Annotated in this window: 10 protein-coding genes; 5 read left to right on the forward strand and 5 right to left on the reverse strand. The window is 42.2% G+C overall.

Annotation, left to right across the window (positions count from 1 at the left end):
* Positions 1–387: 387 nt before the first annotated feature.
* From K245_RS0102030 to K245_RS0102040, 3 genes are all read left to right on the forward strand, one after another.
* Positions 388–2,115: an ABC transporter substrate-binding protein gene (locus K245_RS0102030; RefSeq protein WP_027357968.1), complete on the forward strand. Its 1,728-nt coding sequence runs from the start codon at positions 388–390 to the stop codon at positions 2,113–2,115.
* Between the two features lie 88 nt (positions 2,116–2,203).
* Entirely contained in the window at positions 2,204–3,925 is a 1,722-nt protein-coding gene (locus tag K245_RS22670) for a methyl-accepting chemotaxis protein (RefSeq protein WP_051283787.1), read from the forward strand.
* 268 nt (positions 3,926–4,193) lie between these two features.
* Positions 4,194–4,949 carry a substrate-binding periplasmic protein gene (locus K245_RS0102040; RefSeq protein WP_198013806.1) on the forward strand — a complete coding sequence of 252 codons (756 nt, stop codon included), beginning with the start codon at positions 4,194–4,196 and terminating at the stop codon, positions 4,947–4,949.
* Positions 4,950–5,198: 249 nt separating this feature from the next.
* On the opposite strand, the gene K245_RS0102050 is transcribed toward K245_RS0102040, so the two are convergent.
* From K245_RS0102050 to K245_RS22675, 4 genes are all read right to left on the reverse strand, one after another.
* Positions 5,199–6,113, reverse strand: a complete 915-nt coding sequence (locus K245_RS0102050; RefSeq protein WP_027357971.1) for an MCP four helix bundle domain-containing protein — start codon at positions 6,111–6,113, stop codon at positions 5,199–5,201.
* 253 nt (positions 6,114–6,366) lie between these two features.
* Complete coding sequence (locus K245_RS0102060) at positions 6,367–6,801, reverse strand: C-GCAxxG-C-C family protein (protein ID WP_027357972.1); 435 nt, start codon at positions 6,799–6,801, stop codon at positions 6,367–6,369.
* A 25-nt stretch (positions 6,802–6,826) separates the two neighbouring features.
* A complete protein-coding gene (locus tag K245_RS0102065) occupies positions 6,827–7,726 on the reverse strand; it encodes a formate/nitrite transporter family protein (RefSeq protein WP_027357973.1) in 900 nt (299 codons plus the stop codon).
* A gap of 270 nt (positions 7,727–7,996) precedes the next feature.
* A complete protein-coding gene (locus K245_RS22675; RefSeq protein ID WP_051283788.1) occupies positions 7,997–9,088 on the reverse strand; it encodes a hybrid sensor histidine kinase/response regulator in 1,092 nt (363 codons plus the stop codon).
* Between the two features lie 595 nt (positions 9,089–9,683).
* On the opposite strand from K245_RS22675, the gene K245_RS0102085 reads away from it, so the two are divergent.
* Together K245_RS0102085 and K245_RS0102090 are read left to right on the forward strand one after the other, a co-directional pair.
* Entirely contained in the window at positions 9,684–11,828 is a 2,145-nt protein-coding gene (locus K245_RS0102085) for an FAD-dependent oxidoreductase (protein WP_027357974.1), read from the forward strand.
* 99 nt (positions 11,829–11,927) lie between these two features.
* Positions 11,928–12,557 (forward strand): hypothetical protein, encoded by a 630-nt coding sequence (locus K245_RS0102090; protein WP_027357975.1) that lies wholly within the window; start codon positions 11,928–11,930, stop codon positions 12,555–12,557.
* Positions 12,558–12,643: 86 nt separating this feature from the next.
* Here the strand turns inward: K245_RS0102090 and K245_RS26205 are convergent, their stop codons facing one another.
* Positions 12,644–13,108, reverse strand: a complete 465-nt coding sequence (locus tag K245_RS26205) for a response regulator (protein WP_051283789.1) — start codon at positions 13,106–13,108, stop codon at positions 12,644–12,646.
* Positions 13,109–13,412 lie beyond the last annotated feature (304 nt).

A 13,412-nucleotide genomic window follows, 5' to 3' on the forward strand; every position in this document is an offset into this window, starting at 1 on the left:
TGGAGTAAAATCGAATCGTAGTTATTGACTTGAAGTCAGTTTGAGTGCATAATCCAATCAAATTCAACAACACCCTTATTCCGCTTTTTCCATTTTCTTTGTTCTGATCCAAGATTATATCCCCGAGCATATTTAATCAGTAAGTTTAATGTGACGGGAATTAATAACGGCTTTTATTTTTGACAAGATAGCAAAAAGTTAGGTTTCCTTCATTCCGGCACAGCTCTGAATTCGGAAGTGTCTGAAAATACAAAGATGCCGGATCAAGTCAGGCATGAAGCTGAAGCCCTTTTATGACTTTTTGTAAGACCCCTTATCTTTATAAACGCTTTGTTTTCAGGTGAAGCATGATCTCTCTCTTTCCCGCCACAAGCTAAAGGAGGATGTATGAGCAAGAAGAATTTGATTTTGTCTATTTTGTTAGGTTTTTTTATGGCTGCCTCCCCTGCAATTGCAGACATGGAAGCGGCAAAAAAATGGATTGACAGCGAATTTTCTCCAAGCACGCTCAGCAAAGAACAGCAGCTTAAGGAAATGGAGTGGTTTATCAACGCTGTCAAATCCCTTCCAAAAGACACATCCGTCAAAGTTGTTTCAGAGACTCTTACAACCCATGAATATGAATCAAAAGTACTTGCCAAAGCTTTTACCGAAATTACAGGCATGAAGGTTGAGCATGAACTGACCGAAGAAGGTCTTGTCGTAAGTAAGGTTCAGAACCAGATGAAGGGTGCCAGTCTTTATGATGGCTACATCAATGATAGTGACCTGATCGGAACTCATTACAGATACGGCAAGGTTCTTCCTCTTTCTGACTTCATGACAGGAGACGGGAAGGATGTTACCCTCCCAACCCTTGATGTGGACGACTTCATGGGTAAAAGCTTCTGTACGGCTCCGGACGGCAAACTTTATCAGCTTCCTGACCAGCAGTTTGCGAATCTTTACTGGTTCCGCTATGACTGGTTCACCCGGGAAGATTTCAAGAAGCAGTTTAAAGAAAAATATGGTTATGAACTCGGCGTCCCTGTGAACTGGTCGGCATACGAAGATATTGCTGATTTCTTCACAAATGTTGTGAAAGAAATAGACGGCAAGAAAGTCTATGGCCACATGGATTATGGTCAGCGTCATCCTTCCCTAGGCTGGCGTTTCTCAGATGCATGGTTTTCAATGGCAGGTCTTGGTGACAAAGGAACTCCAAACGGACTTCCTGTTGATGAGTGGGGTATCCGTGTTGAAGACTGCAAACCTGTTGGTGCGTCAGTTTCAAGAGGCGGAGAGATGAACGGCCCTTCAGCTGTTTATGCCCTCACAAAATTCATTGACTGGCTTTATAACTATGCTCCGGCTGAAGCAAGAAACATGACCTTTTCAACGGCAGGCGCAGAGCCTGCAAAAGGAAACATCGCCCAGCAGATTTTCTGGTACACCGCCTTTACCGCAGATATGATCAAACCAGGCCTTCCAGTTGTTAACGCAGACGGCACTCCAAAATGGAGAATGGCCCCTTCTCCGCATGGTGCGTATTGGGAAAAAGGCATGAAGCTTGGTTACCAGGATTGTGGTTCATGGACAATCTTTAAGAATACTCCTCTTGAAAAGCAGAAAGCAGCGTGGCTTTATGCCCAGTTCTGCGTAAGCAAGACTGTTTCCATGAAAAAATTTCTCACCGGTCTTACCCCAATAAGAAACTCAGACATTATGTCTCCGATTCTTGACAAGGAAATTCCAAAATACGGCGGTCTCATCGAGTTCTACCGCAGCCCGGCCAAGGTAGCCTGGACACCGACTGGAACAAACGTACCTGATTATCCAGGCATGGCTCCTTTCTGGTGGCAGGAACTGGGACATGCCACATTCGCAAAGAAAAAGACTCCAAAGGAAGCCCTTGATTCACTCGCCGCAAAATTTGACGAGCGTCTTGGACAGCTTGAAAAGGAAGGAATGGTTAACTGCGCTCCAAAGCTGAATCCTGTGAAGCCTGAATCAGAGTGGCTTGGGAAGGCTCCAGGAGCTGCTCCAAAGGCAAAGCTTGAAAATGAAAAACCAAAGGGAGAAACTGTTCCTTATGAACAACTCCTGAAGGCATGGAAAGAAGGCCGGGCCGAATAGCCGTTGATTATAAACAAACGGGACAGCTTCCTGCTAAAGCTATGGAAGCTGTCCCTGATCTATTGAACGCTTATGTAGTGAGGTTGATATGGATAAAACAGTTATACAGCGCAGCAAATATGGAATTGCGGTCAAGACATCCCTGATCAGCGGGGTAATAGTGCTGGTATTGCTCGGGCTGTCTTCCTTTGCATTGATCAGTTTCCAATCAAAACTGATCGGATCTGTAATCAACACGTACATAAGCAATGTTAACACGGCAATTGACGAGCAGGGCGCTGTTCAGGACGCAGATCTGAAAAAAGCATTCCAGACCAATGCCGATATTGCGGCTGGCGTGGCTGCCCAGTATCTGTACAATGTCGATGCTCTCAATATGAAGGAAGCATTCAAACCATATATGAAGCTTCCGGGAATTCTGGCCATAAACGTTACGGATAACGATAATCAGGCATTTGCGGCTGTATGGAATAAAGGCGCAAATGCCGAAACCGGCGACAAGCTTCCTGATGATTTAAAGCTCGATGAAAATAAATCTTTTAAGGCAAAAGCAACACAGGAAGGTAAGCCCATAGGAAATCTACAGATTTATTATACGGACGATTTGCTGAAGGCAAGCATTGCCCAGGGCAAGGAAAAATCCCAGGCAAAGATTGATGAATTCAGAAAGGAAACTGATTCCAGGATCAGAAAGGCCTTTGCCGTACAGGTAATAGGTGTTTTGTTTGTTGTGGCCATTCTTGTTTTCAGTATTGTTTACTGTCTTAAATTCATAGCCATAATTCCAATCAAAAGAGTTGTTGACGGCCTAAAGGATATGGCCCAGGGCGAGGGGGATCTTACCAGAAGGCTCAGAATCAAGGATATGGATGAAATAGGCGAGCTTGCCTCCTGGTTCAATCTTTTTGTGGAAAAATTGCAGGATCTAATAAAAGATATTGCAAGCACATCCGTAACCCTGACTTCTTCATCAGACGAGCTGAGCAAACTTTCAGGAGACATGACCAAGGGTGCTCACGGCCTTTCCCAGAATTCAAACAGCGTGGCAGCTGCTTCTGAAGAAATGACCGCAAATATGAATTCCGTTGCTTCGGCCATGGAGGAAGCATCCTCCAATGTGTCCATTGTCGCGTCTTCTGCTGAGCAGATGAGTCTTACCATCAACGAGATTGCCACAAATTCTGAAAGGGCTAGGGGCATAAGTGACAAGGCGGTTATCCAGGTTGAAGGCGCCACAAAAAGAGTTAAGGAACTGGGCGAGGCGGCAAAGGAAATTGACAAGGTTACTGAAACAATTACTGATATTTCTGACCAGACCAATCTTCTTGCCCTTAACGCCACCATAGAAGCCGCAAGGGCAGGTGAGCACGGCAAAGGCTTTGCCGTTGTCGCAAACGAGATCAAGGAACTTGCAAAGCAGACTTCAGAAGCCACTCTGGACATAAAAAACAAGATTTCAGGTATTCAGCAGTCAACATCTGATACGGTTTCTTCCATAGACCAGATTTCAAAAGTAATAAGAGAGATAGAGAACATCGTATCAACCATTGCATCTTCCATTGAGGAACAGTCAGCAACAACAAAGGAAATAGCCACCAATGTCGCCCAGGCTTCCATCGGACTTGGAGAGGTTAACCAGAATGTTGCCCAGAGTTCTTATGTTTCAGCCGAAATTTCCAAGGAGATTGCAAATGTCAATATCACGGCCGGCAAAATTACTGACAGCAGCAAGAGGGTCAATGTGAATGCTGACGACCTTTCGGACCTTGCCCATAAGTTGAGGGAGCTGGTGGACAGATTCAAGGTATAGATTCGACATAGCTTTTTTAGCAATTGCAAAATAGTCAGCTGGTTTATTTGAATTATAAAAAGACAATGATTTGCCTTTGCTCGTATACTGTTTAATAACCAAAGCATTCTTGCAGTTTACCAAAAAAAGAGAGGCAGAGTAAGTCGCCAAAGCTGACGCCGAATAGTGCTGTCTTTTAAAGTAAAATAAAGAAAAGGTGCCCGCACCTATCTTAATGTTTGCGGATTTTGAAAACATAGGCGTTTATCAGGACTACAGGCGTGATAAAATGAAAAAGATTGTTATTATCATATGGTTACTGATTCCGCATGCTGCGCTTGCAACTGACCTCATTTTTTTAACTCATAGTTGCGAAATGCAAACAAAAATTGATGAGAAAGGTGAGCTGCGAGGAATTGAACACGCAGGTAAGAGAGCGTTTTATGTAGAATTAATTCGTGAAATGATGACTCTTATGGAAGTTACAAAAAAAATTGAGCAAGTTCCTCTAATCAGGGGAATGAAATGTGTTCAAGAGCGAGATAACATAGCATTCTTCAATGTTAGCCGAATACCTGAAAGAGAAGACTCTGTAAAATGGGTTGGACCGATTTTGGTAGAAGCAGATTACTTCTATGAAATGAAAAATGCGCCAACAGGTATAACAAATTTAGAAGATGCAAAAAAAGTAAAAAAAATAGGAGTTGTCCGCGGAGGCGTACATGAAAAAATTTTATTAAATAATGGTTTTACAAATACTTATCCTGTTACCGAGTACTTGCAAACTTATCGTATGTTAAATGCAGGCAGAGTCAATTTAGTACCTGCAACAGCCGGTGAAGCTTTCGAATCAACGTTAAAAAAAGTAGGTATTCCCCGGGATAAAATTCAGAAGACTCCTGTATTAGTCTTAGAAACAGGAGGATATCTTGTTTTTTCCAAAAATATTTCCGATGATGTTATCCTCCAGTGGCAGGATGCCTTGGATCGGATAAAAGAATCAGGGAAATACCAGCAAATATACAATCTTTATATTTTACCTTAAAAAAAGATGGTTGCTGCTTTTTGATTCATATTAAGTGTAAGCCTCATGACAACTCAGTCCGGTATTTCGTCATTGACCCATTTTCAGCTTTTTGAAAAAAGCTTAAACTTGACAAGGTCGCAAAAAGTCCGATTTTCGTCTTTCCGGCGCAGGCCGGAATCCAGAAGTATCTGAAAATACTGGATACCTGATCAAGTCCGGCATGACGCAGAAGCCCTTTTTGACTTTTTGCAAGACCATCAAACTTGATCACAGATCTGTTTTTAAAGTTGTCATGCCTTTTGTTATTTCATCTGTTTCAAATTTTTCAAGATCTCCAATTTTTCTTATCTGCTTTGCCGTATCATCAATGATGGATTGAAACATCTCCATATCTTCTTTTGAAAGCTCATTATTCTCGTCAGACACCCGGGCAGAGAAAAACTGCATCTGATTCAAGGCATTAAGCACGACATCCTGCACCCTGTTCATGGTGGCCTGCATTGCCTGCATCTGGTCTTCCTGTTTTTCCTTCTGCTTTTGCATTACAACCATTTTTGTGAAAATATAGCAGATAACGGCTGCTCCAAGTATTGTCATTACGAGAACAACCACGGCAGTGACGCCAGTATTTCTGAGCATGTGGCCGATTTCCCGATGAATTTCCTCGTTTTTTTCCGCAAGATGATCCTGGATATCAAGCGCGAGGTTTCTTCTTACCTCAAAAATAGGCATGAAATCGCGTTTTAGTATTTCCAACGCCTCTGAATTACGGCCTTCAAGAAAAATAGGAACTATTTTTTCATCCCTTAGAGAAACTATATCCCCACGCATTTTGATATATTTATCTATAAGACTTTTTTCACGCGGCATGTGATCAAGTCCCTGCAACTCTTCTAACAATGCAGCAACTTTTTTTGCGGAGGATTGCATTGTTTCCATGTCTTTATTGACGCTGCTTTCATTCTTCAATGCAATCATCGCAAGAAGCCTGCTCAGTCTTATCTCATGCATCGCTTCAAGTCTGGCTATGGCAAGATTGGCTGGATTGAAATATTCGTAAATTCTGTCAGTTTTGACAAGAATTCTGTTTATCGAGTAGAGCAACCCTGAAACAGTAATAAGGTGAAGAACAATCAGCATGCCAGCAAGAATATATAGGATTTTTTTGATCAGAGAAACCATGACGGGCTCCTTTCCTGACAAATCTTATCTCAGGAAAAACATATACGGGTAAAAGACTTATTTTCACACCAAGCATAATGACCATAGGAAATCTATAGAAATTGGACTCGCAAAAAGTCGAAAAAGGGCATTGGCGTCATGCCGGGCTTGATCAGGAATCTTCATATTTCCAGATACTTCTGGATTCCGGCTCCCGGTTTTCACCGGGGCAGGCCCCTTCGGAATGACGGGAATCGGGTTTTTTGCAGCTTTGTCAAAGAATATCACCCAGAATTTTTGTTGCATCCTTTACATACTGGTTGCAACGCTTTTCGAACAGATTGTTCTTTTTTGCATACTCATAGCCTTCCTTTGTGCCAATTGAGCAGCCAAGAAGTTCTCTGCACCCAATATGGCCGTGGATTGCCTCAAATTTTTTGACAAATTCATTTATCAGGTTGTTTGTTTTGTTCTTTGAATCAAGATCATTCGCCTTTATTCTTCCATGTTTGAGACTTATTGCCATGAATGCGCCGGTCACTGCTCCGCAGGTTAGTCCCATCCTGCCCATGCCTCCTCCAAATCCGTCTGTAAGCTTTAACGCTGTTTCCGTATCCAAACCTAATTCCTCGCAATATACCCCAAGGACAGCCTGGGAACATGAAAACCCCTGTTTGAAAATTTCAAGGGCTTTTTCTTCGTTTTTCATAATGATCCTTATTACAAGACAATGTTCATTTTTTTTCAGGCCGCAGGTAGGCCACCCAGTATATTACCCCGACAAGCACAGCTCCGCCTATTATATTTCCTATTGTCACAGGAACAAGGTTGGTGACAAAAAAGTCATACCAGGTCAGCGAGTCATAGTCAGAAGCTGTCTTACCTATTTTTGCGAGAAAGGTCCGATCTGTTTTTATCAGAAGTCCCATTGGGATCAAATACATATTGGCGACACTGTGCTCGAATCCTGCCGCGACAAAAGCTGTAATGGGAAATATGATGGCAAATATTTTGTCTGCAACCGAACGACCGCTGTATGTAAGCCATACAGCCATGCACACGAGAGCATTACACAGAATTCCAAGAGCAAGTGCCTGAAAAAAAGCGAGTTGGGTTTTGGATACGGCCACATTTAACGCTGTAAGCCCTATTGATCCCGAACCTCCTGGAAAAGTGTACTGCAGTGTTAAAAACATGAGAGTCGCGGTGGCAATGCTGCCAATCATATTTCCGATATAGACTATGATCCAGTTTCTAAGCATTTTGAAGGTTGAGACCTTGCCGCTGGCCCATGCCATGACAATCAGATTGTTTCCCGTAAAAAGTTCGGCTCCTCCAATAACCACAAGAATAAGACCCAGGCAGAAGGCCAGACCTCCAAGAAGACGCTGAAGACCATATGCCAGAGCCGTTGTATAGACAATTGCGCCGCTTGGGTCTTTTATGCCGATATTGGATGTTCCTGCGAGGACTGTTGTCATGAACATCCCGCCCATTGCTATGAAAGCCCCTGCAAGAACGGCAAGAATTAATGTGCTGAAAACAGGCATCCCGGCCTTCTTTTGCCCAGCCAGTTCTGCCTTGGCTGCTATTTCCGAAGGGATAAGAGCATCAAATTTGATTTCGTTGTTCATGCGGAAGTCCTTCAAGGTTAATAGTGCATAAAGTTTCGGAATTATTATGCTAAAATTTGATGGAATTGAAAAAAGCGAGGCTGAAAAAGTCCGATTTCAGTCATTCCGGCGCGGCCTGGCCCTGTGAAAATCGGGGAGCGGAATCAGGAAGTATTTGAAAATACAAAGATGCCGGATCAAATCCGGCATGAAACTGAAACCCTTTTCTGACTTTTTGCGAGTCCATCAAAATTGCCTTTCATAGTCTCATTGCCATTTAAACAATCTGTTTTACGACTTCGCAAATGTTACTATGAATCTGCTGCCATACCCTTCCTTGCTTTCAATCCTCATGCTACCTCCATTCAGCCTCAGAAATTCCCTTGACAGCATCAGGCCAAGTCCGGCTCCTTTTTCATTAAGAGTCCCAGGAGTTGAAAAGCAACCCTTGTCTGAAAAAATTTCTGTCATTTTCTCGTCAGGAATACCGACTCCATTGTCTTCCACCATCAGAATAACACCTTCGGCCCCAATCACCGAAGTTATGATTATTTTCCCTTTTGGCGGCGTAAATTTTATGGCGTTTGACAGGAGATTTCTGAGTACGACCGATATCATATTGGAATCGCATGATATGATGGCATCATCACTTACATTTATCTCGACATCTATACCCTTGTTTTTTGCATGAACCAGCATAGTTTCCGTTGCCTGCTCAACAAGAGAGGCGAGTCTTATGGTCTCGGATTTCCAGACTACTCCTGAAGAAAGGGAACGGGCCCAACCAAGAAGATCCTCCATCATTATATAGAGCTTTTCAGACATCTCTTTAATATAGCCGATATACTTCCTGCGCTGTGCGTCATCATAGGTATCGTAATAGTTCATGAGCAGATCGGCATATCCGAAAAGAGCATTGAAGGGATCTTTAAGATCATGGGCAATAACAGAGAAAAGCATTTCTTTTTCCGAGTTAAGCCTTATCAGTTCATTCTTCTGACGTTGCAGCATCAGATGGGTCTGTATTCTTGCCAGCAGTTCTTCCTGCTGTATGGGTTTACAGATATAGTCAACTGCTCCGCACTGAAAACCTCTGACCTTGTCTTCCATATCTGTAAGTGAAGTCATGAAAATAACTGGGATGTTTGATGTCGAACGTTTATTTTTAAGCCTTACGCATGTTTCAAAACCGTCCATTGCTCCAGGCATCAAAACATCAAGCAGGATAAGGTCAGGCTTCTCGTTTTCCACAATGAGCAAGGTCTCATCACCGCTTTTTGCGGTAACAATTCTAAAACCGCCTCTATGCAGAAAATGAGCTATAAGATGGAGATTTGTGGGATTATCATCTGCAACAAATATTGTCTGGATATTTTCCTTCAAGTTTCACCCCTGAATTATTGTGGATAATACAATCTAACTGTACTGGAGGTTGGAAAAAAAACCGGATATTTGAACCATAACTGAAATTTGCTAACGATATTTGATGGACTTGCAAAAAGGCAAATAAAATCTCAGCGTTATGCCTGACCTGATCAGGAAATCATACTTTTTAGTTATTGCTGGATTTCGGCCTCTGACGTAAATCAGACTTTTGTGAGCATTTCGTATTTAATTACCAAAAAAAAGCAAAAAACCAAACTATTAATTCATCCGTTAAATAGGTTTAAGCCTCTGTCCTTAGACATATAGCTTTTCGAAACCAGCTGTATTATATAATTGTCAGTGGATTACAGGCGAGGGCAGCCATAGAAAATATAATTAGGTTCATATCATATTCCTGTCTTCTCAAATTTGGCAAGGTCGCAAAAAGCCCGTTTAGCGTCATTCCGGCGCAGGCCGGAATCAAGAAGTGCTTGAAAATACAAAGATGCCGGATCAAGTCCGGTATGCCGCCGCCTTTTTTTGACTTTTTGCGAGTTCATTTTAGTTGCAGGTAATCTAACTCTTTATTTATAAATTTTTTGTAAGGATTTGTATGAAAAAGGCCATTCATAGAACAATCGTTCTTTCAGCAATAATTGCCGCTGTGATCATTTTTGTTTTTTTTGATCTCGGCCATTATCTGACCTTTGATTATCTGAAGGAACAGCAGCATGCCCTTGACGCATATTATTCTGATAACCGAATAGCTACTGTTGTCATATATATGCTGGCTTATATCATTGTGACAGCCTTTTCTCTTCCTGGTGCAGCGGTCATGAGCCTGGCAGGAGGCGCCTTGCTCGGATTCTGGGCAGGGGTTATTGCAGTTTCTTTTGCAAGCACCATCGGTGCGACCCTTGCTTTTCTCACATCCAGATTTCTTCTGGGAAATTACGTTCAGGCAAAATTCGGCGACAGACTTAAGGCAATAAATGAGGGAATGAAAAAAGACGGAGCTTTTTATCTTTTTTCACTCCGACTTGTTCCTGTTTTTCCTTTTTTTATTGTGAATCTTATCATGGGGCTAACTCCAATTAAGCCTATTGTTTATTATCTTGTAAGCCAGATCGGTATGTTTCCTGCTACGCTTGTCTTCATAAACGCGGGCACCAGATTAGGACAGCTTGAGTCGGCTTCGGGAATTCTTTCGCCTTCCCTGCTTTTTTCTTTCGCCCTGCTTGGTCTTTTCCCTCTCATAGCAAAAAAAAGTCTGGATTATTTTAAATCAGGAAAGATTCTTTCAAAATATCCCAAACCAAAAAAATTCGACTATAATCTTGTGGTTATAGGGGCCGGGGCTGCGGGTCTTGTTTCTTCATATATTGCAGCAACGGTTAAGGCTAAAGTGGCAATCATAGAAAAGCACAAAATGGGCGGCGACTGTCTTAATACAGGGTGCGTTCCCAGCAAGGCTTTAATCAGATCCGCCAAGATTATTTCTTATGCTAAACGGGCCAGGGAGTTTGGCTTCAAGTCCATTCAAGCTGATTTTGATTTTTCAGAAATAATGGAAAGAATTAAGAATATAATCAGGATGATCGAACCCCACGATTCCACAGATCGTTACACGGCCCTTGGAGTTGAATGCATAAAAGGCGAGGCAAGGATCACATCACCATACACGGTCGAGGTAAATGGCCGTGTCCTGACCACTCGAAGCATTATTATTGCCACCGGAGCCCGGCCTTTTGTCCCTGAGCTTCCAGGCCTGGAAAAAATTGAATATTTGACTTCTGACAATATATGGAATTTGGAAAAACTTCCTGAAAGTCTTGTCGTTCTTGGGGGAGGCCCCATTGGATGCGAACTTGCCCAGAGTTTTGCCCGCCTTGGCTCAAAAGTAACCCAGATTGAGATGATGCAAAGATTCATGACAAAAGAAGACCCTGATGTATCTGAATTTATAATGCAGAAATTAGAATCAGACGGAGTGAGAATTCTTTCGTCACACAGGGCTAAAGAGATCAGGGTTGAGGGTGATAAACAAATTCTGGTATGTGATTTTAATGGCGTTGAAATTAATATTGAATTCGACCAGCTTTTATTTGCACTTGGACGAGCCGCAAACATAAGCGGATTCGGGCTTGAAGAGCTTGGAGTGGAAATAACTCCAGCAAGAACAATAAGCACGAACAATTTTCTCCAGACAAATTATCCGAACATTCTATGCGCCGGTGATGTTGCCGGCCCTTTCCAGTTCACTCATGTGGCCGCACACCAGGCATGGTATGCATCTGTTAATTCTCTTTTCGGATGGATAAAAAAAATCAAGGCTGATTATCGGGTCATCCCATGGGCTACATACACTGATCCTGAAGTTGCAAGAGTGGGGCTCAATGAAGACGAGGCAAGGGTAAACGGAATTAAGTATGAGCTGACAAGGTATGGAATTGCCGACCTTGACCGGGCAATCGCCGATTCCGAAGCAAGCGGATTCATTAAAATCCTTACAAAACCTGGGAGTGACAGAATTCTTGGAGTCACAATAGTTGGCAACCATGCGTCAGACATCATATCAGAGTATGTTTTTGCCATGAAATATGAACTCGGTCTTAATAAAATCCTTGGAGCAATTCATATTTATCCGACAATGGCAGAGGCGAATAAATATGCTGCCGGAGAATGGAAAAAAGCCCGTGCGCCAAGAACTGTTCTTGGTTTTCTTGAAAAAATACACGGATGGAGAAGGGGCGTGTAAAAAAAGAATATTGCCAACCATTTGTTTTTATTGTAGTTGATTTTAATTAAGATTGGTGAATATTGTTTTTTTATAAAAACCTTAATCCAAGAGGCCTTCATGACAAAGTCAGGCATTTTTCTTTATTCAGCCATTTTTACCCTTGTTTTCACGAATAATTTATTGGCGTTTAAAAAGCTGGATGACAAAGCACTTAGAAAAATCAGCGCTCAGGGCTCTGTTCAGATAGAGATTGACAATATGCATATCACCGCTGATCTTGGCATAACAACTTATACCGACAATGACGGGACGAACGACGGTAAATCTACAACTGTTGCCGTAAGCCATGGCAGGACAGAGCAGAGTTTCAACGCCATACTCGACGGCTCTGACCGGGAAGGTCTTTTGTGCGCCGCATATGGCGACCTTGGTATTCTTGGCGACCATGCGATAAAATCTGCCGAAGACACAAAAAGCCTTACAATAGGCATTGAAGATGAACTACCATTGCTTTCAGCAATAAACAGATTTTCAAAATCTGATACTTCTAATTCTTCTGCCAATGCAGTTCAGGGAATCCTTGTTTCCTTGCCTACGATTGAAATGAAATCATCCGGCGGCTCCCATCATATGATCTTCCAGCAGGAAGGAGCCATTAATAACAATAAAGAATTCAGTATTCATGAGATTTCAGGGCAAAGAATAACCGCAATTTTAGGCGGTAGAGTGGAAATCGCTGGCAGATAGACTGTCTTTGAAGAATTTCCCCCGGTAAACTGATATTATAAAGGCCGGATTTCATTCAAATATGAAATCCGGCCTTTTTTATGCTATTAAGTCGAAGCTCCTGGGTTTATTATTTCTTCATGCGGAGTTTCTTCGAGGGTCTTTTTTAGCTCAAGAATAACATTTGCAATATCAGGACGTTTTTTAGCATATCCGGAAAGGATTTGTTCTTCCAGCTTTTTAATCTTGAATGGTTTGAGTATATAGCCTTCGATCCCAAAAGCGGCGCATTTTTTCACATCGTCCATTGTGCTTTCCGATGTCGACATGATTATAGCGGTTTGCCTGTCTCCAAGTTTTTCCCTTATTATCTGAAGAAGATCAAGCCCTGTAATCTCAGGCATCTTGATGTCTAATAAAAGGACATCCGGTTTCCACTCCTGGTAAATCAAAAGAGCCTGCTTGCCGTCCTTGGCAAATTGCTTTTCAAAATACTGGTCAGTGATGGCCTTTTTATAAAGGCTAATGGTTGCTTCTATATCTTCGGCAACAAGAATTCTGATTTTATCCATTTTATCCTCCGCCGTTTTATATTCTTATAGAGACTATATTCTCAAAGGGGCTTGATGCATAAGGTTTGGCAAGTTAAAAGTTTAATCAAAAAATTATAGCGGATTAACTTGTCAAAAGTCAAAAAAAGACTGATGCGCCTGATATTAATTATATAATCCACATTCAAAATTGATGGTCTCGAAAAAAATCAAAAAAGGGCTTCGGCGCCATACCTGACTTGATCCGGCATTTTTATATTTTCAGATGCTTCCGTATTCGGGCCTGCACCGGAATGACGGAAATCGGACTTTGTGCGACGTTGTC

The organism is Desulforegula conservatrix Mb1Pa (assembly GCF_000426225.1).
Classification (GTDB): domain Bacteria; phylum Desulfobacterota; class Desulfobacteria; order Desulfobacterales; family Desulforegulaceae; genus Desulforegula; species Desulforegula conservatrix.

What these genes read in the sequence shown, in the direction of transcription:
- K245_RS0102030 (WP_027357968.1), top strand. Translation starts at nt 388, where the DNA reads ATGAGCAAGAAGAATTTGATTTTGTCTATTTTGTTAGGTTTTTTTATG.
- K245_RS22670 (WP_051283787.1), top strand. Translation starts at nt 2,204, where the DNA reads ATGGATAAAACAGTTATACAGCGCAGCAAATATGGAATTGCGGTCAAG.
- K245_RS0102040 (WP_198013806.1), top strand. Translation starts at nt 4,194, where the DNA reads ATGAAAAAGATTGTTATTATCATATGGTTACTGATTCCGCATGCTGCG.
- K245_RS0102050 (WP_027357971.1), bottom strand. Translation starts at nt 6,113, where the DNA reads ATGGTTTCTCTGATCAAAAAAATCCTATATATTCTTGCTGGCATGCTG.
- K245_RS0102060 (WP_027357972.1), bottom strand. Translation starts at nt 6,801, where the DNA reads ATGAAAAACGAAGAAAAAGCCCTTGAAATTTTCAAACAGGGGTTTTCA.
- K245_RS0102065 (WP_027357973.1), bottom strand. Translation starts at nt 7,726, where the DNA reads ATGAACAACGAAATCAAATTTGATGCTCTTATCCCTTCGGAAATAGCA.
- K245_RS0102085 (WP_027357974.1), top strand. Translation starts at nt 9,684, where the DNA reads ATGAAAAAGGCCATTCATAGAACAATCGTTCTTTCAGCAATAATTGCC.
- K245_RS0102090 (WP_027357975.1), top strand. Translation starts at nt 11,928, where the DNA reads ATGACAAAGTCAGGCATTTTTCTTTATTCAGCCATTTTTACCCTTGTT.
- K245_RS26205 (WP_051283789.1), bottom strand. Translation starts at nt 13,108, where the DNA reads ATGGATAAAATCAGAATTCTTGTTGCCGAAGATATAGAAGCAACCATT.